The 22,469-nt window shown below is 50.2% G+C and carries 1 protein-coding gene (cut by a window edge); it reads left to right on the top strand.

The features are described 5' to 3' along the window. Nucleotides 1-22,469: the 3' portion of a non-ribosomal peptide synthetase gene (locus AAC147_RS17665; protein ID WP_047683312.1), read on the top strand. 2,233 nt of this gene lie to the left of the window's left edge; 22,469 of the gene's 24,702 nt are visible here — the last part of the coding sequence; its start codon lies off the left edge, out of view; it ends in the stop codon at nucleotides 22,467-22,469.

Here is a 22,469-nt window from a genome sequence, read left to right as displayed (position 1 = left end):
CACAGTTAATTGAAGCGAATGCGGTTCCCATGACCGCCAAAACCGTCAATTTAGCCGGAGAAGCACTAAAACCCCATGTCATTGAACATCTGTTTGCCCGCTCGTCTGTTCATAATGTGTGCAACCTGTATGGCCCTTCCGAGACGACGACTTATTCAACCTGGACACGCATGCACCGGACGGCAGGTTTTGTCAGCCATATCGGCCGTCCAATCGCCAACACGCAGATCTATCTTCTCGATCCGCATGGTCAGCCGGTGCCTCTTGGTGTGACGGGGGAAATCCATATTGCCGGAGCCGGCGTAGCCCGTGGCTATCTGAATCGCCCTGAACTGACGGCCGAACGTTTCCTGCCTGATCCCTTCTCTGCCTTGCCGGACGCCCGTATGTATAAAACCGGCGACCTCGGCCGTTGGTTGCCTGATGGCAATCTCGAATATCTTGGCCGCAATGATTTTCAGGTTAAATTGCGCGGTTTTCGTATTGAACTTGGTGAGATCGAAGCCAGATTAATGCAATGTAACGGAGTACGCGAAGCCGTAGTGCTGGCGCGTGAATATATCCCCCATGAAGAACCTATTGCTGATAAAAACGATTTCCATAAAAATAGTTCCTATAAAAACACAGCGGGGCAAAAACGTCTGGTGGCTTATGTCCTGCCTCAGCCTGGCGTTGAACTGGTGCCGGCTGAACTACGCCAGCAACTGGCACAATACCTTGCCGATTATATGCTGCCCAGTGCCTATATCATACTGGAAGACTTCCCGCTAACCCCTAACGGCAAGCTGGATCGTCAGGCGCTACCTGACCCTGATTTATCGTCTTTTATCGCACGTGGTTATGAAGTGCCAGTCGGTGAAATCGAGACGGCGCTGGCGGAAATTTGGCGAGACTTGCTAGGCGTGGAGCAAGTGGGTCGCTACGACCATTTCTTTGAACTCGGCGGTCATTCGCTGATGATTGTCAGTCTGATTGAACGGTTGCATCATTTCGGTTGGCAACTTGATATGCGCAGTGTATTTGCAACGCCTGTTCTTGCTGAACTGGCGCAAGCTATCTTGGCAGATCAGGACAGCAATTGTATTTTTGAGGTGCCTTCTGTTTTAATCCCCGACGGTTGCACTACCATCACGCCGGATATGCTGCCGCTGGTTTCACTGTTTCAAACTGAGATTGATACCATCGTCGAGGCAACTTCCGGCGGGGCTGGTAATATCCAGGATATCTATCCGCTGGCACCGTTGCAGGAAGGTATTCTGTTCCATCATCTGTTGCAGACACAAGGTGATGATTATTTACTCCAGAGCTTGCTTGCCTTCGATACCCGCGAACACCTTGATGCTTTCCTCTCTGCCTTGCAGCAAGTCATCGACCGTCACGATATCCTGCGTACCGCCGCCTGTTGGCAAGGGCTGGCCCAACCGGTTCAGGTGGTCTGGCGTCAGGCATCGTTAACGGTTAATGTTTTTACCCCCGCCACTGCGGAAGACATCCCGTCTCAGCTACGAGCCTACACAGATCCGCGCTGGCATCGGCTTGACCTGAGTCGTCCCCCCCTGTTTGCTGCGGATATCGTCCATGATCCGGCACAGGAGGAATGGCTGCTGGCGCTACGCTTCCACCATCTGGTCAGCGATCATATGACACTGGCGCTGATTTTTGCCGAAATTGCCCAAATATTACAGGGCAAAGCTGAAACACTGCCCACGGCATTACCGTACCGCAACTTTATCGCCCAAATCCTGAGCATACCGGCTGCTGTACACGAAACTTATTTCCGCGCCCAGCTTGCTGATATTGACGAACCAACCGCACCGTTTGGCATACTCAAAGTACAAAACGGCAGTAACCCTGTCAGCCAAGCTCAGTTTCCGCTTAACTCTGCGCTGGCAAAAACGATTCGTACCCAAGCCCGCCGTCTGAAGGTCAGTCCAAGTGTGCTGTTTCATGTAGCCTGGGCGCAAGTACTGGCACAAACCTGCGGTCGTGATGATGTGGTCTTTGGCTCGGTGTTACTGGGGCGTTTACAAGGAGGAACTGGTGCCGACCGGATATTGGGCTTGTTTATCAATACTCTACCCGTGCGTGTTTCTTTAAATAAGCGCAATGTACAGGAAGTGATACAAGCTACCTACCGCAATCTGATGACGCTGCTGGAACACGAGCAAACACCGTTAGTACTGGCGCAAGGTTGTAGTGGTGTAACTCAATCCATGCCGCTGTTCAGCACCTTACTGAATTACCGTCATAGTCAAATTGGTAAAGCCGATACAGATGCAAACGAGACAATTTGGGCCGGTATGCGTGTCATTGCCGCCGAAGAACGAAGTAACTACCCCATTACTCTGTCGGTAGATGATCTGGGAACTGATTTCCATCTGACCGCCCAAACTGTGGATGGTATCGATCCCGTTCGCATAAACACGTATCTGGTCACTGCTATCAGCGGTCTGGTTGAAGCGTTGATTCGTGATCCACAACAAGCTATTGTGCAAATCCCCATTCTGCCAATCTCGGAGCGACAACAATTATTAGTTGACTTCAACGCTACTCAGGCGGATTTCCCGCAGGATGCTCTCATTCACCAACTTGTTGAGATGCAGGCAGTACAGTGTCCAGAAGCGATTGCTGTGGTATTTGAAGAGCAAATGTTGAGTTATGGTGAACTCAATTGCCGCGCTAATCGCCTGGCGCATTATTTGATTTCATTAGGCGTGCGCCCGGATGATCGGGTGGCAATATGCGTCGAACGCAGTCCAGACATGGTGGTAGGCTTATTGGCTATCCTTAAAGCCGGTGGTGCCTATGTACCGCTTGATCCGGCCTATCCGTCTGAGCGACTGGCGTATATGCTTGAAGACGCTACTCCCGTGGTATTACTGACCCAAACCGTGATCCAAACTACCCTGGTTGACCTGCTGAACCGCCCTGTTCCTACTGTGGTACTTGATGTACAAGCAGCCTTGTTAAGAACACTGCCTGCTCACAATCCAGATGCGCAGGTATTGGGGCTGACGTCACGCCATCTGGCCTATGTGATCTACACCTCTGGTTCCACCGGCTTACCTAAAGGGGTGATGGTCGAGCACCGCGGCCTGACTAACCTGATTGTCAATCAACAAAATACACTGGCGCTTACCTCCAACAGCCGTATCTTGCAATTTGCCTCAAACAGCTTTGATGCCTGTATCTGGGAGTGCTGTATGGCACTTGTGGCAGGGGCCAGCCTCCATCTTGCTTCGCGTACAAAATTGTTGCCCGGTGAGGCTTTGTTGAAAACACTGGAAACACAGGCTATTACCCATGTGCTTCTGCCGCCAGTTGCATTGTCAGCGATGGATGCTGTACCAGAAACATTGGAGACTTTGCTGGTCGGGGGTGAAGCCTGCCCGTCTTCGCAGGTCAAACGCTGGGCAACAGGGCGGCGTATGATTAATGCCTATGGCCCGACAGAAAATACTGTTTGTTCAGCGATGTATTTATGTGACAGTCAGGAAACCGAAGCACCGCCCATCGGACGCCCGATTGCCAACACGCAGATCTATATCCTCGATCCGCAGGGTCAACCGGTTCCCATTGGCGCGGTCGGTGAAATCTATATCGCTGGCATGGGAGTTGCCCGCGGCTATCTGAATCGTCCTGAACTGACGGCCGAACGTTTCTTGTCTGATCCATTCTCTGCCTATCCCGATGCACGTATGTATAAAACCGGTGATCTCGGTCGCTGGCGCTCTGATGGCAATATTGACTATCTTGGTCGCAATGATTTTCAGGTTAAACTGCGTGGGTTCCGCATCGAGCCTGGCGAAATTGAAGCAAAATTGATGCAATGTCACGGGGTAAAAGAAGCCATCGTGTTGGTTCGTGAAGACTTACATAAAGACCTACATAAAGAACAACATGAAGGAATGTCTGATGAGAAAACAGGCAACCAGAAACGGCTGGTTGCCTACCTGCTCGCCGCGGAAGGCATTGAACTGAAGCCCGCCGAACTGCGTCAGCAACTCGCACAACATCTTGCCGACTATATGCTGCCGAGTGCCTTTGTCACGCTTAAAGCTTTCCCACTGACACCTAACGGTAAACTTGACCGTCAGGCATTACCAATGCCGGATTTATCCGCAGTGATAGCACGTGGTTATGAAGCCCCCGTCGGTAAAACTGAAATCATACTGGCTAAAATCTGGCAAGACCTGCTAGGGGTTGAAAAAGTCGGCCGTTACGACCATTTCTTTGAACTGGGCGGACATTCACTGTTTGCTGTCCAGCTCGCTTCACGCGTGCGTCAAGAACTGGCACAAGAATTACCATTGCAGCAACTCTTTGCCCGGCCTCTGTTGGCAGATCTGGCACAGGTGATCAACGATACTTCTGCCGATTTCTCAGCGACCGAACAAATCACCATTATCTCTCCGGCTGAGCGTAACCACCCGTTGCCCCTGTCTTTCACCCAACAGCGATTATGGTTTCTTGACCAACTCGATCCGGCAGTCAGTCTGGCTTATCATGTTCCGGTAGCACTACGTCTGACAGGACAACTTAATCAGCACGCTTTATCTGTCGCACTTGATTGCCTGATTGCCCGTCACGAAAGCCTGCGTACCCGCTTTATTTTGATTGAAGAGCAACCCTGTCAGTACATTTCCCCGGCGGATATCGGCTTTGCGCTGTCCTGCCAGGATCTGCGCCAGTCAGCACCAGAAGAACAGACTCATCACATTACGGAACTTGTCACTTTTGAGGCACAAACACCGTTTGATTTGACTCAGGGGCCACTGATCCGCGGTCAATTGCTGCAACTGTCGGACGAAGAGCATGTGCTGCTGTTAACGCTGCACCACATTATCACTGATGGCTGGTCTGTTAGTGTGCTGGTGCATGAACTGGGGGCGTTCTACCGGGCTGCCCTCGATGGCTACGATGCTCTGCTACCACCACTGCCCATTCAATACGCCGACTATGCCGTCTGGCAGCACGGCAGGCGACAAGAAGAGACTTTTGCTGAACAACGTGATTTCTGGTGTCAGCAACTGGCAGGTGCACCGGCCTTATTAGATCTGCCCACTGACCGGCCACGTCCGCCAGCACAGACTTATGCCGGTAGACAGGCGTCCTTTAAATTTGATGTCGCTTTACTGACATCCCTCAAGAAACTAGGACAACACCATAACGCGACCCTATTTATGACCCTTCTGACGGCCTGGAGCATTGTTCTTGCCCGCCTCAGTGGTCAGGATGAGATTGTTATCGGCACTCCAGTTGCCAACCGCCAGCATCGGGAATTGGAGGGATTGATCGGTTTCTTCGCCAATACGCTCGCTTTACGTGTCACATTGGATGATACCGCCAGCGTTACCGATCTTCTCATGCAGGTTCGGGAGCGGGCGCTGGTCGCCTATGCGCATCAGGATCTGCCCTTCGAGCAAGTGGTAGAAGCACTGCAACCTGAGCGCAGCCTCAGTTACAGCCCCATTTTTCAGGTCATGCTGGCTTTAAACAATACGCCAGCCCAAACATTGTCACTACCCGGTTTACAGCTTTCAGCGGTTGAACCAGTGCGCCATAGCACCCAATTCGATATGACATTGTCACTGAGCGAAACGGATGTTGGTTTGCTCGGTAATTTAGAGTATGCCACTGATTTGTTTGACTCAGAGACTGTCGTGCGCATGATCAACTACTTGCAGAATGTACTGACGGCGATGGTCGCTGATCCGACACAAATTATTAGTCGCTTGCCCATGTTGCCGGAATCGGAACGACAACAGTTACTGAACGGATTTAATACCACCCAGGCCGATTTCCCGCAGGATGCCTTAATTCACCAATTGTTTGAATCTCAGGCAGAACACCATCCTGATGTCACTGCTGTGATATTTGAACAACAAACTATCAGCTATGGCGAACTGAACCGCCGGGCCAATCAACTGGCACATTATCTTATTGGGCTAGGCGTGCGTCCTGATGATCGGGTAGCAATTTGTGTCGAACGTAGTCTGGATATGGTGGTGGGCCTGCTTGCTATCCTGAAAGCGGGTGGGGCTTATGTTCCGCTTGATCCCACCTACCCCGCGGAGCGGTTGGTCTATATGCTTGAAGATGCCGCTCCTGTGGTATTACTTACCCAAACGACGTTGATCAATAAGCTGGATAGTTTTGTAGACAGTTTTATAGATCGTGTTGTAATCACCGTGGTACTTGATGACCCGAAATTGCCACTGGCAATCTACCCGACTCATAACCCAGACGCACAGGCATTGGGCTTGACGTCACGTCATCTGGCCTATGTGATTTATACTTCAGGATCTACCGGTAAACCCAAAGGCGTTATGATTGAACACGCCAATGTTATTCGTCTGTTAGCCGCAACCCAAGCATGTTTCCAGTTTGATAGTGATGATGTCTGGACGCTGTTTCACTCGTTCGCGTTCGATTTCTCTGTGTGGGAAATATGGGGTGCTCTGTCTTATGGTGGTCGGCTTGTCGTGATCCCGGCTGATTGTACCCGTTCACCACAGATGTTTTATGCGCTGTTATGCCATGAACAGGTGACGATCCTGAACCAAACCCCCAGTGCTTTTCGCCAGTTGATTTCAGCTCAGGAAGATACCCCCCATGCACTACGCTGCATCATCTTTGGTGGTGAAGCATTAGAATTGCCTACACTTGCCCCGTGGGTCGCACGTAATCCCACACAGCAGACACGTCTGGTTAATATGTATGGCATTACTGAAATTACTGTACATGCAACTTACCGTGAACTCACGGAAGCAGATATCTACGCTGGACGTGGTAGTTTAATCGGTCAACCACTCGCTGACCTGCGTGCTTATATTCTCGATACCTACAGTCAGCCCGTTCCTATTGGTGTGACCGGCGAAATTTATATTGCCGGCGCCGGTGTTGCCCGCGGTTATCTGAATCGTCCTGAATTGACGGCTGAACGTTTCCTGACCGACCCCTTCTTCCCTGCGTCAAAAGCCCGCATGTACAAGACCGGTGACCTCGGCCGCTGGCTCCCTGACGGTACTATCGAATACCTCGGCCGCAATGATTTTCAGGTTAAGTTACGCGGCTTTCGTATTGAACTGGGAGAAATCGAAGCCAGATTGATGCAATGTCACGGAGTACGTGAAGCCGTGGTGCTGGCTCGCGAAGATATTTCCGGTGAGAACACAATTTCCGCTAAGAACACGATTTCCAGTAAGAACACAATTTCCAGTAAGAACACAACAGAGAAACGGCTGGTTGCCTATTTACGTCCTTTGGATGGTATCGAACTGATCCCCGCCACGCTGCGTCAGCAACTCGGCCAGCATCTTGCGGAATATATGCTACCTGGCGCTTTCGTGATACTGGATGCTTTTCCGTTAACACCTAACGGTAAACTTGACCGCCAGGCATTGCCTGCACCGGATTCCTCTGCGATAGCCACGCGCGTTTATGCTGCTCCGAATGGTGAAGCAGAAATCGCTTTAGCTCAGGTTTGGCAAAATCTGCTAGGGTTAGAGCAAGTTGGTCGTCACGATCACTTCTTTGAACTGGGCGGTCACTCATTGATGATTGTCAGCCTGATTGAGCGGCTACGTAATCTCGGTTGGCAACTTGATGTTCGTAGTGTATTCACTGCACCAACCCTCACCGATATGGCGCAAGTTATCCGGCGTGATACCCATGCCTTGGCCGTATCAGGTAATCTGGTAGCAAACAACCTGGCACCGGCCAATCGTATTCCCGCAGATTGCACGACTATCACGCCCGACATGTTACCGCTGGTTTCACTGGCACAAAATGAAATTGATGCTATCGCTGAGACAATCCCCGGTGGAGCAAGTAATGTACAGGATATCTACCCGCTGGCGCCATTGCAGGAAGGGATTTTGTTCCATTACTTATTACAGGAACAAGGTGACGACTATTTGCTGCAAAGCCTGCTCGCCTTCGATACCCGCAAACGTCTTGATACCTTCCTGATCGCCCTGCAACAGGTGATTGATCGTCACGATATCCTGCGTACTTCTGCTTACTGGCAAGGACTGGTACAACCGGTTCAGGTAGTTTGGCGTCAGGCTCCCCTCCATGTTAATAATTTTATTCCTGCTACAGTGGATGACGTTCCGGCTCAATTGCGAGCTTACACCGATCCGAAACAGAACCGCCTCGACCTGAGCCACGCGCCATTGTTTGCTGCTGATATTACTTATGATCCGGTACAAGAAGAATGGCTACTGGCGCTACGCTTCCACCATCTGGTCAGCGACCATATGACACTGGCGCTGATTTTCGCGGAAATTGCGCAGATACAACAGGGTTGTGCCGCAATGCTGCCCGAAGCACTACCCTATCGTAACTTTATTGCCCAAACCTTAAGTGTGCCGATCTGCGAACACGAGGCTTATTTCCGCACCCAACTTGCCGATATTGACGAACCGACCGCTCCGTTTGGCATCCTCAACGTAAAAACCGGCGGTGCCCTCGTCATTGAAGATCGTCTCCCTATCGCACCCGCGTTGGGGGAAGCTATCCGCATCCAAGCCCGTCGTCTGGGCGTGAGTCCGGGTGTGTTGTTTCATGTAGGCTGGGCCCAAGTACTGGCGCAGACCAGCGGCCGTAATGATGTGGTCTTTGGCTCTGTGCTGTTGGGCCGACTACAGGGAGGCGTTGGCGCTGATCGGATATTGGGTATGTTTATCAATACATTACCAATACGGATTTCTCTGACCAACAAGACTGGACAAAAAAACAAAACCGAACAAAAGACGGTACAAGAAGTGGTGCAGGCGACTTACCATAGTCTGATGATGCTACTGGAGCATGAGCAAGCACCGTTGCCGCTGGCACAACAGTGCAGCAATATGGCGCAATCGACACCGTTGTTCAGCACATTATTCAATTACCGTCACAATCAAATCAACACAGCAGATGCGGCGAACACAACTTGGGACGGTATGCGTGTCTTGGCCGCAGAAGAACGTACAAATTATCCTATTACCCTGTCGGTAGATGATCTGGGAACCGATTTTCAACTGACCGCTCAAACGGTAGAGGGCATCGATCCAACTCGCGTTACTGCCTATCTGGCTACGGCCATGAGGGGTTTGGTTGATGCGCTGGCCCACAACCCACAACAATTGATTCGGAATATCCCGGTTTTGCCTCCCGAAGAACGGCAACAACTATTGATGAATTTCAATGCCACTCAAACAGATTTCCCGCAAGATAATCTCATCCATCAATTATTTGAAGCTCAGGCAATGCAGCGGCCAGATGCTATAGCCGTGACGTTTGAAGAGCAGATGTTGAGTTATGACGAGCTCAACTGTCGTGCCAATTGTCTGGCTCACTACCTGATTGAACTAGGTGTTCGCCCGGATGATCGGGTGGCGATTTGTACTGAACGTAGCCTGGATATGGTCGTGGGCTTACTGGCTATTCTCAAAGCAGGTGGTGCTTATGTGCCACTCGATCCCACCTATCCAGCCGAACGGCTGGCTTATCTGCTTGAAGATGCCGCCCCTGTGATCTTGCTGACCCAAACAGCCTGGAGCGATACGCTGGATAGCCCCGTACCTATTGTATTACTGGATGTTCAAGATTCAGCTATAGCGACACAACCTACCCACAATCCAAAGCCACAGGCGTTAGGTTTAACATCGCGTCATCTGGCCTATGTGATCTACACTTCAGGCTCCACTGGATTGCCTAAAGGGGTGATGGTCGAGCACCGCAACGTGCTTCGTCTCATTATCAATAATGGCTTTGTTGATATTGGCCCCGATGACTGCATTGCTCACTGTGCCAATATGGCTTTCGACGCTTCGACGTGGGAAATTTGGTCTGCCTTGTTAAATGGCGGCTGCTTATGTGTCATTCCGCAATCAACGTTGCTTGATCCAGAAAGTTTCCGCCACTCACTTATCAGAGGACAGGTGACAGCTCTCTGGTTAACGTCGGGTTTATTCAATGAGTATTTAGACGATCTTGAGTGCTTGTTTGGTCAATTACGTTACTTGCTTATTGGCGGCGATGTACTTGACCCAAGCAAGATACGACGCGTTCAGTCGGCTGAGTCGCAGCCAGCACACTTAATCAACGGTTATGGCCCAACGGAAACCACAACATTCGCTGCAACTTATACCATGACTTCACTTGTTGATGCGGCTCGCTCTATTCCTATCGGCCGCCCGATAGCCAATACTCAGATTTATATTCTCGACGCCTTCGGTCAGCCTGTTCCCCTCGATGTCGCTGGCGAAATCTATATCGCTGGTGCGGGAGTGGCCCGCGGCTATCTGAACCGCCCTGAACTGACGGCTGAACGCTTCCTGGTCGATCCGTTCTCTTCCGATCCGAATGCACGCATGTATAAAACTGGTGACCTCGGTCGCTGGCGCTCTGATGGTAATATTGATTATCTCGGCCGTAATGATTTTCAGGTCAAGCTCCGTGGATTCCGCATTGAACTGGGAGAAATCGAAGCCAGATTGATGCAATGTCACGGGGTACGTGAAGCCGTCGTGCTGGCTCGCGAAAATATTTCCGCTGAGAACACAGCAGAGAAACGGCTGGTCGCCTATCTGCTACCGTCAGAAGGTGTTGAACTGATTCCCGCCGAACTGCGTCAGCAACTTGCACACCATCTCGCCGACTATATGTTGCCGAGCGCCTTTGTCACGCTTGATGCTTTCCCATTGACGCCTAACGGTAAACTTGACCGTCAGGCACTGCCTGTGCCGGATTTATCCGCCATGATTGTACGTGGCTATGAAGCCCCCATCGGTAAAACCGAAATCGTTCTGGCGCGGATCTGGCAAGAACTACTAGGAGTGGAACGGATCAGCCGTCACGACCATTTCTTTGAACTGGGAGGACATTCGTTGCTCGCTGTCCAGTTTGCCGCGCGTATACGTCAGGAATTGGCACAGGAATTACCGTTGCAGCAACTCTTTGCTCAACCTATCTTGATGGAGCTGGCTCGCTCACTCATCAGTGTTTGTCCAACTTCTCAGAGTGTTATCCCTACGGCTGACCGCAATCAACCACTGCCACTCTCCTTCGCTCAACAGCGTCTATGGTTCCTTGGACAGCTTGATGAAGCAGCCAGCCAGGCTTACCATATTCCAGCTGCACTCCATCTTACCGGTTTGCTTGATCGTCATGCTTTGACCACCGCACTTGATCGGCTGGTCATCCGCCATGAGAGTCTGCGTACCCATTTTGTTCTGATTGAGGGGCAACCTTATCAACACATTGAGCCTGCAAATATCGGCTTTACCTTATCCAGCCAAGACCTGCGCTCGTTAGCGTCAGAAGAACACGCTCATTACATTGCGGAGCTTGCCGCCCTTGAAGCCCGGACGCCGTTTGATTTTGTTCATGGCCCACTAATCCGAGGTCAGTTGTTGCAACTGGCGGATGAAGAGCATGTACTGCTGATCACTCAACATCATATTATCTCCGATGGCTGGTCTGTCGGTGTGTTGATACATGAACTGGGTGCGTTCTACCGTGCCACCCTCAGCGGCCAAGATGAACCATTGCCGCCGCTGCCCATTCAATATGCTGACTATGCTGCCTGGCAGCGCAATTGGTTGCCGGGAACCGTTTTTGCCGAACAACTCGATTTTTGGCGTCATCAACTCCAGGGGGTTCCGACCTTACTGACGCTGCCAACCGACTATCCGCGGCCATCAGTACAAAGCTATGCTGGCGACCGGGTGCCTCTCTGCATTGATGCGGCCTTATTGACATCTCTTAAGACACTGGGGAAACGTCATAACGCCACTTTATTTATGACCTTATTGACGGCTTGGGGTATCGTCCTTGCCCGACTCAGTGGGCAAGAGGATATTGTTATCGGCACGCCAGTCGCTAACCGCCCGTATCATGAACTTGAGAATTTAATCGGTTTCTTCGTCAATACACTCGCTTTACGGGTCACGCTGAGTGATACATCCAATATAGCCAGCCTGCTTGCTCAGGTTCGGGAACGTGCGTTGGCCGCCTATGCTCATCAGGATTTGCCCTTTGAACAGGTGGTAGAAGCACTACAGCCAGAACGCAGCCTCAGCTACAGCCCGATCTTTCAGGTGATGCTGGCTTTAAACAATACGCCGGCTCAAACATTGTCACTGCCCGGCTTGCAACTTTCAGCGGTTGAGCAAGTACGTCACGGTGCTCACTTCGATCTGATGCTGTCACTGACCGAAACAGAAGCGGGGTTAGTGGGTGATCTGGAATATGCCTCCGATTTGTTCGATGCCGCAACCATTGAGCGTATGGTTGGTTATTTAATGAAGGTACTGGCGGCAATGGCAGCGGATGCAACACAAGCAATAGCAACCCTGCCGATGTTGCCGCAAGCAGAACAGCAACAACTATTGGTGGATTTCAACACAACACAAGCAGACTTCCCGCAGAATGTCTTGATTCATCAATTGTTCGAAAAACAGGCAGCAATCAATCCCAATGCAACAGCAGTGATATGCGGAAAGCAATCACTCAGTTACGACACTCTGAATCGCCGGGCCAATCAACTGGCTCATCATCTGATCACACTGGGCGTTCGCCCGGACGACCGGGTGGCAATGTGTGTCGAACGCAGTCTGGAGATGGTCGTGGGCCTGCTTGCCATCCTGAAAGCCGGCGGTGCTTATGTTCCGCTTGATCCGGCCTATCCGGCTGAGCGACTGACTTATATGCTTGAGGATGCGACTCCCACCGTGTTACTTACCCAAACAACATGGCGCAATACTGTGTCTTATGCCGGGCCAGTCGTGTTAATTGATATACAAGAACTCGATACACTTGAGTTCGATACGCAAGACCCTTGCATGGCAATGCAGCCGGATCACAATCCGGTGGTATCAGGTCTGTCTCCACACCGTTTGGCCTATGTTGTTTACACTTCCGGTTCAACAGGGCTACCCAAAGGCGTGATGAACAGTCACCAGGCCTTGTGTAACCGACTGTTATGGTTCGTCCGCGATATCGTAACAACGCCATTGGTAGCGGCTCTGAAAACCAGCATCAGTTTTGTCGATTCTATAACCGAGACGTTAGGCGTGTTGTTATCCGGTGGCAAACTGGTGGTGTTCAGTGATCATGAGGTGAAAGATCTCAGCCGTTTCGGTGATGGTTTACGCCGTTCTGGCGTTAATTATCTGGTAGTGGTGCCTTCGCTGTTAAAACACTTAATCCAAGGCCATCATGATGAGTTGAAATCCATCAGGACGTTGGTTTGCAGCGGAGAACGGTTAGCGCCTGAACTGGCCCGACAAGTTGTGACAGATTGCCCGTGGCTCCGTCTGTTAAATTTCTATGGTTCATCCGAAGTCAATGGTGATGCTACCTGGTATGAATACAAGGCTCAGGCCGGGATACCGGAAGCATCAGTGATTGGCCGACCTATCGCCAATACCCAGATTTATCTTCTCGACCCTCATGGACAACCTGTCCCTCTCGGCGCGACAGGTGAAATTCATGTTGCTGGTGCTGGTATTGCCCGTGGTTACCTGAACCGTCCTGAACTCACTGCCGAATGCTTCCTGGCCGATCCGTTCTCTTCCGATCCGAATGCCCGCATGTATAAGACCGGTGATCTCGGTCGCTGGTTGCCTGACGGCAATATTGACTATCTCGGCCGTAATGATTTTCAGGTCAAATTGCGCGGCTTCCGTATTGAGCCTGGAGAAATTGAAGCAAAATTGATGCAGTGCCACGGTGTACGCGAGGCGGTAGTGCTGGCTCGCGAAGATGAACCTGAGCAGACACGTCTGGTTGCCTATCTGCGACCTCTGGATGGCATTGAGTTAGTGCCGGCCGAACTGCGTCGGCAATTAGCTCAACACCTCGCCGAATATATGTTGCCTGGTGCCTATATGGTACTAAAAGCGTTTCCGCTGACCCCTAATGGCAAACTCAACCGTCAGGCGTTCCCTGCCCCTGATCAATCAGCCATAGTCACCCGCAGTTATGAAGCTCCCGTTAATGAAATAGAAATGGTTCTGGCGCAGATTTGGCAAAATTTACTGGGACTGGAGCGAGTCGGCCGTCACGATCATTTCTTTGAACTCGGTGGTCATTCTTTGATGATTGTCAATCTTATCGGACAATTGCATGGTTTCGGCTGGCGCCTCGATGTTCGCAGTGTATTTGCAACTCCGGTTCTCACTGAACTGGCACAATCTATCTTGGCACATCAAAATAATGCAGATGCCTTTGTTGTGCCACCTAACCTTATTCCTGAAAACTGTACCGCTATCATTCCTGATATGCTGACATTGGTTTCACTGTCGCAAACTGAAATTGACGCTATTGTCGGTGCAGTCCCCGGTGGCGTAAGTAATATTCAGGATATTTATCCGCTGGCACCGTTGCAGGAAGGTATTCTGTTCCATCATTTGTTACAGACACAAGGCGATGATTATCTATTACAAACGTTGCTCGCTTTCAATACCCGTCAGCGTCTCGATATTTTCCTGTCAGCGTTGCAACAGGTTATCGATCGCCATGATATCCTGCGCACTGCGGTTTATTGGCAAGGGCTGGCACAGCCTGTTCAGGTAGTCTGGCGTCAGGCACCGCTGCATATTAACCGTTTTACGCCTGCTACACCGGATGATGTCCTTACTCAGCTACGTGCCCATACTGATCCTCGTCGATACCGCCTCAACCTGAATCGCGCGCCGTTGTTTAGCGCGGATATTGCCTATGATCCGGTACAGGATGAATGGTTGTTGGCCCTGCGTTTCCACCATTTGGTCAGTGACAACATGACAATGGCACTTATCTTTGCCGAAATTGTGACGTTGTCACAGGGAAATGCCGAATTACTGCCTGCCGCATTACCTTATCGTGATTTCATTGCTCAGACCTTGAGTGTACCAACCTCGGTACATGAGGCTTATTTCTGCAATCAACTTGCCGACGTTAATGAACCAACAGCACCGTTTGGCGTACTCAAAGTACAAGATGACAGTGAACCTGTCATCGAAGCCTTCCTCCCACTCGAACCTACTCTGGCAAAAGCGATTCGGACGCAAGCCCGCCATCTGGGTGTCAGCCCAAGTGTATTGTTCCATGTGGCCTGGGCGTTGGTGCTGGCTCAAACCAGTGGTCAAGATGATGTTGTTTTTGGCTCTGTACTGCTAGGCCGATTACAAGGTGGAGCCGGTGCTGACAGAGTACTGGGCATGTTTATCAATACCCTGCCAATACGCATCTCTTTGGCAGGTCATAGCGTACAAGACATCGTACAAACGACTTATCGTAGTTTAACCATGTTGCTGGAGCACGAGCAGGCACCGTTGACGCTGGCACAACGGTGCAGCGGCGTAATTCAACCGATGCCACTGTTCAGTGCCTTACTCAATTACCGCCATAATCAAACCAGTAGTCAAATCAGCGAAGCTGACACAACCTGGGCGGGTATGCGAGTCATTGACATCGAGCAGCGGACTAACTATCCCGTCACGCTGTCAGTCGATGATCTGGGTGTTGATTTCCGTCTAAGCGCCCAGACCGTAACCAGCATTGACCCAAATAGATTAACCCATTATCTGGCTATCGCCCTTCGTGGTCTGGTGGATGCTCTGGCGCTCGACCCGCAGCAGTCAATCCTGCAAGTGCCAATCCTGCCAGAATCAGAGCGGCAGCAGTTGTTAACAGGGTTCAATACCACTCAGGTAGACTTCCCGCAGGATGCACTGATCCACCTGCTTTTTGAAGTTCAGGCAGCGAATCATCCGGAGACTACCGCAGTGGTGTTTGAGGAACAGATTCTCAGTTATGGTGAACTCAACTATCGTGCCAATCAACTGGCTCACTGTTTAATTGCACAGGGAGTGCGACCTGATGATCGGGTAGCGATTTGTGCCGAACGCAGTCTGGAAATGGTGGTGGGCTTGCTCGCTATCCTGAAAGCAGGCGGTGCCTATGTACCGCTCGACCCCACTTACCCTACGGAACGGCTTAATTATATTCTGACAGATAGCGAACCTGTGTTAGTTCTGACCCAGAATGGTTTACAAAATCACTTACCAGAAACCGATGTTCCGATCTGGATATGGGAAAGCGAAGAATTCCAGAAAAATGTCGCTAATCAACGGCAGGATAACCTGCCTGTTACTGATTTAGGACTCACATCCCGTCATTTGGCTTATGTACTCTATACCTCCGGTTCAACCGGTCTAGCCAAAGGGGTTATGAATGAGCATCGCAGCGTCGTCAACCGTTTGTTATGGGCCAAAGATGAATATCAATTAAATCAGTCTGATCGCATATTGCAGAAGACCCCATTCAGCTTTGATGTTTCCGTATGGGAATTTTTCCTGCCTTTACTCTCCGGTGCTCAACTCATCATGGCACGCCCTAACGGGCATAAAGATCCGCTCTATCTGTTGGAAGAAATTGAGTCTCGTGGTATTACCACTATTCATTTTGTTCCTTCTATGCTGCAAAGTTTTATCCATTTCACGCCAGCCGGTCGCTGCCTCTCTTTACGGCAGATTTTATGTAGTGGAGAAGCATTATCATATTCCCTGCAACAACAATGTATGGCTCATTTTGCTCACTGTGAGCTGCATAATTTATATGGCCCAACTGAAGCCGCTATTGACGTCACATCCTGGCGTTGTACAGCGGATAAATACATCGGATTAGTGCCAATCGGCCATCCTATTGCCAACACGCAAATCTATATTTTGGATAAACACGGCCAGCCCGTTCCTGTTGGTATAGCGGGTGAAATCCATATCAGTGGTGTGGGTGTTGCCCGTGGTTATTTGAATCGTCCTGAACTGACGGCTGAACGTTTTATTTCTGATCCGTTCAGCAATGGTAATTTATTCAATAACAACACTGATGCACGCATGTATAAAACCGGGGATTTAGGGCGCTGGCTGCCCGATGGCAATATCGAATATCTCGGCCGCAATGATTTTCAGGTCAAGCTGCGGGGCTTCCGTATTGAGCTTGGTGAAATCGAGACCAGATTGGCACAATGCCACGGTGTGCGTGAAGCGGTGGTGCTGGCGCGTGAAGACGCTTCTTATCAAAATAACGGGGAACAAAAACGGCTGGTTGCCTACATTCTGCCTTTGAATAGTGTTGAACTGAATCCGGTTGAATTACGTCAACAACTTGCTCAGCATCTCGCTGAATACATGTTGCCCAGTGCATTTGTGATATTGGATGCTTTCCCGCTGACACCGAATGGTAAACTCGACCGCCGGGCACTTCCCGCTCCCGATCAATCCGCTGTTGTAACCCGCGGCTATGAGGCCCCGATAGGTGAAATAGAAACCGTTTTGTCTCAGATTTGGCAGGATTTATTGGGGCTGGAACAAATCGGTCGTTACGATCATTTCTTTGAACTCGGTGGTCACTCGCTGATGATCATCAGCCTGATCGAGCGGTTACGTCGCATCGGCTGGCAACTTGATGTTCGCAGTGTGTTCTCTGTTCCCGTTCTGGCTGATATGGCACAGCTTATCCAGCGTGATACCGCGGTTTTTGTCGTGCCAGCTAACCGAATCCCGGCAAGCTGCTCTGCAATTACACCTGATATGCTTCCTCTGGTTTCACTGTCCCAAACTGATATTGATGCCATTGTCGAGGTTATTCCCGATGGAGCCAGGAATATACAGGATATCTATCCGCTGGTGCCATTGCAGGAGGGAATTTTATTCCATCATTTGCTGGAGCCAAATAGAGATCACTATATTATGTCGTTGCTGTTCAGCGTCGAAAATCAAGAAAAACTTGATGCCTTTGTTAAAGCATTACAGGCTGTCATCGACCGACACGATATCCTGCGTACGTCGATTCACTGGGCGAGATTGCCACAACCCATTCAAGTGGTACATCGACACGCGCAGTTACCGGTGAATATACTGACATTTGATGGTGATAGTGACATAGTTACCAGTATGCAGGCGCGCATGGGATTGTCATACCTGCATATGGATTTATCTCATGCACCGCTTATGCGTTTACAAGTTGCAACTGATCCGCATGCGTCGAAATTATACGTCTTGTTTCAGTTGCATCACCTCATTGACGATAATCTCTCACTCCGATCTTTGCTCGCAGAAACAGCCGCATTCCTGATGGGAAGTGGTCATGACTTACCTCCGTCAGTTCCTTACCGTAATTTTGTTGCTTATGCCTGTCAGGAAGGAAAAACGGAAGAAGCGGAAGCTTTCTTCCGAACGTTCCTGGCAGATATCGATGGGATCACAGCTCCCTTCGGCCTGACGGATATTCAGGAAAATGACGAGTGCCAGACTGGAGCCCTAAAAGTCCTTGATGCCGAACTTTCACACGCAATTCGTGATACGGCCCGCCGTTTGGGAACTCACCCTGCGATTCTGTTCCATGCCGCCTGGGCACTTGTCGTTGCACGTACCAGTGGGCGAGACGACGTTCTATTCGGCACGGTTTTATCAGGTCGTATGTCGGGTATAGAGGGTAGTGCGCGTGCTCTGGGTATGTTTATCAATACCCTGCCCTTAAGGTTGAAACTGAAAGGCAACAGTGTTGCGGAATTCATTAACATGACGAGTGACGCCTGTTCCAATCTGCTGCGTTATGAACAGACACCACTATCTCTTGCACAGCGTTGCAGTGGACTTAGTGGAATACCCTTGTTCAGTGCATTGTTAAATTTCCGCCATAGTAGTTTCCAGAATAGCGTCCAGGACAGCAAACGTGATACTCCTAATCTGGCGTTATTGGGTTTAACCAGTTTAGGTGGCTACGAACGTACCAATTATCCATTTGAAATGTCGATTGATGATGATAGTGAATGTTTTATGCTGTCAGCCCAAACCGCGAATGGTATCGATCCAGATAGGATAAATAGCTATCTCACGCAAGCCATGGAACAATTGATATCGGCATTGGTTGAAGCGCCAGATATGCCTGTACTGGCGTTAGATATATTGCCCGCAACCGAACGGCAGCAATTACTGGTGAATTTTAATGCTACTCAAACAAACTTCCCACAGGATGCACTGATCCACCAATTATTCGAGGTTCAGGCTGCACAGTGCCCCGATATTACAGCAGTGGTATACGCAGACCAGTCACTCAGTTATGGCGAACTGAACTGCCGTGCTAATCGTCTGGCTCACCATCTGATTACATTGGGTGTACGCCCGGATGATCGGATAGCGATTTGTGTTGAACGCAGTTTGGATATGGTGGTGGGATTACTCGGTATCCTCAAGGCAGGCGGAGCCTATGTACCACTTGATCCGGCCTATCCGACTGAACGACTGGCATATATGTTGGAAGATGCCACTCCCGTGGCTTTGCTGACCCAGACAATGCTGGTGGACAAACTTGCCAGCCCAGTCCCCACGGTGTTGCTCGATACTCAACAACCCCTTTTTGGAGCACTACCTGACAATAACCCAGATGCGCAAATTTTGGGGCTGACATCACATCATTTGGCCTATGTGATCTATACCTCCGGCTCTACCGGTCTACCCAAAGGCGTGGCGATCACCCACCGTAATACAGTCAATTTCCTCACTTGGGCGCAACGGACTTTTAGCCCGGAAGAGTTAGCGCATACACTGTTTGCCACTTCGTTGAATTTTGATCTGGCGGTGTACGAATGCTTTGCTCCGCTTATTTCTGGTGGCACGGTTCATCTTGTTTCTGATGTGCTGTCACTGGTCACAACTGAACATCCCGTCAGCCTGATCAACACGGTGCCTTCCGCCATTTCACACTTGCTTGAAGTCAATGCAATACCCATGTCTGTCAAAACCATCAATTTAGCCGGTGAAGCATTGAAACCACACGTTGTTGAGCATTTGTTTGCCCGCTCTTCTGTGCAGGATATATGTAATTTATATGGACCATCTGAGACAACAACTTATTCGACCTGGACACGTATGAACAGGTCGGAAGGTTTTGCTAACCATATCGGTCGCCCGATCGCCAATACGCAAATTTATCTCCTCGATTCGTGGGGACAACCTGTCCCTCTTGGCGTGGTCGGTGAAATCCATATTGCCGGAACCGGCGTGGCACGTGGTTATCTGAATCGCCCTGAATTGACAGCCGAACGTTTTCTGCCTGATCCGTTCACGTCTGAGCCAGACGCCCGCATGTTCAAAACCGGCGACCTCGGCCGCTGGTTGCCTGATGGTCATATTGAATATCTTGGCCGCAATGATTTTCAGGTTAAACTGCGTGGCTTCCGTATCGAACTCGGCGAAATCGAAGCACGATTGATGCAATGCCGCGGCGTAAGCGAAGCGGTAGTACTGGCGCGTGAAGACGCTTCTCATCAAAAAAATGGGGAACAAAAACGTCTGGTTGCCTACATTCTGCCTTTGAACGATGTTGAGCTGGACCCGGCTGAACTACGCCAGCAGCTTGCTCAGCATCTCGCTGAATATATGTTACCCAGTGCCTTTATCGTGCTTGAAGCATTCCCGCTGACACCTAACGGCAAACTCGACCGTCAGGCACTCCCCGCCCCTGACGCATCTGCTGTAGTGGCACGCGGTTATGCAGCTCCGCTTGGTAAGATGGAGACGACGTTGGCTCAAATTTGGCAAAATTTGTTGGGATTGGAAAAAGTCAGCCGTTACGACCATTTCTTTGAACTTGGCGGTCATTCACTGCTTGCCATACAGATGTTGAACCATATGCGGGAACAAGATATGGAAGTTCCATTAGTCGTCTTGCTTGCTCATCCGATATTGTACGATCTGGCGTTGGTCATTAGTGAGCATGTTGACTTGCCAACCTCTCCGTTCGATGTCAATCCTGTGCCGCTCAGACCCGCAGGAGATTTGTCCCCGTTGTTCCTGATACACGAAACGTCCGGTGACCCATTGGTCTATTCACCACTGGCGTCCTTACTGCCGCCCGGACTTCCTGTTTATGCACTACAGGCTCTTGGTATCCACATGCTTGAGCATCCCCCGGAATCACTTGAAGCGCTCGCGGCCTGCCATATTCAGGCAATCCGTCGTGTTCAACCACAAGGCCCCTATCGCCTTGCGGGGTGGTCTATTGGTGGCTTGATCGCTTATGAAATGGCTCATCAACTAATAAACGACGGTGAGGCAGTAGAATATCTCGCTATGATCGATTCTTATAACAATGCTAATACCAATAAAAATAAGCATGAACGACAAAACTCGCCTGTTCATGCTGTCGATACAGAGACGAAGCGTATTGAGCTACTTATTGACTCACTGCGTACTCAGGTGGACGTTAATGATGAACAGATATTAAAAGAATTAGAAAAACTCCAGCAGCTCAGTAACCTGGAACAGGTTCTTGATTGCTGCATTGAACAACAATGGTTACCTGTCGGTATCACACGTGATGATATTCTCCTTCGTCTGTACGCCTCCGAGATCACGGTACAACTTGGTCAGGACTATCTTGCACCAAAATCGTCCCTGCCTATTCATCTCTATACCGCAGATGAAACTATTAACGAGGATATCTGGCTCGGTTGGTTTGGTGTTGTCGGTCTTGATTCCATACGCCACTCTATCGGTGGAACGCATTTCTCTATTATGCACCCTCCTTTCCTGAACCAGATAGCGGACTCAATCAGCGACCACTTGCAGGCTGTACCGATTTACGATCCGCGTGTTACGATTCAACGAGGCTCTCAGTCAGTACCACCGCTATTCTGTATACCCGGCGCAGGTGCCAGTTCTTCCAGTTTGCTTGAGCTGGCGCTGTCATTCCCAGCGCAACTTCCGGTATACGCTTTGCAGGCTCGCGGATTAACTGACGAACACAACTGCCCTCATACAAGTGTAGAAGGCGCTGCTCGTGCCTATATCCAGTACATCCGCCAAACTCAGCCTCATGGTCCTTATCATCTGTTGGGTCATTCTTTTGGTGGCTGGATTGCTTTCGAAATAGCCTTGCAACTGCAAGCGGCAGGAGAACGAGTATCTGATCTGATTCTTATTGATACCGATGAACCTAATCCGCCAGGAAATATTCCCAAGCCGGTTAACCGAGTCGGGACGATAATGGAACTGATCGATATCTACAATATGATGTTGAGCCAACCTCTGCCCCTCACAGAGCAAGATTTTGCTGATCTGGCTCCAAATGAACAGATTAAGTATCTGCTTCGTGCTTTGGTGAATGTCGGTCTCCTCCCGGCCAAAACACCAACGTCACTGTTACAAGGGGTCATCCGCGTGATGCAAGCTAATCTGAACACATGCTATACCCCTCGCACTTGCTATGAGGGGCTTGTTCATCTGATCAGTGCAGAGAAAGGCAATATAGAGGAAACAAAAAACCGTGAAGCTATGTGGAGTACTTACGTAACTCAACTAAACCCTGTGCTTGTACCCGGCAATCATATGACCATGCTATCTATGCCCCAGACTAAACACTGGGTAGCTCAGTTATGGCAGAAGCTGGAATACATGCAAAAAACAAATTTCGGCAGGATAAATAAGTAG

The sequence above is a fragment of the Xenorhabdus sp. NBAII XenSa04 genome, from assembly GCF_963866145.1.
GTDB lineage: Bacteria > Pseudomonadota > Gammaproteobacteria > Enterobacterales > Enterobacteriaceae > Xenorhabdus > Xenorhabdus indica.
Note: the sequence above shows the minus strand (reverse complement) of the source record. Positions and strands in the feature narration are given on the sequence as shown.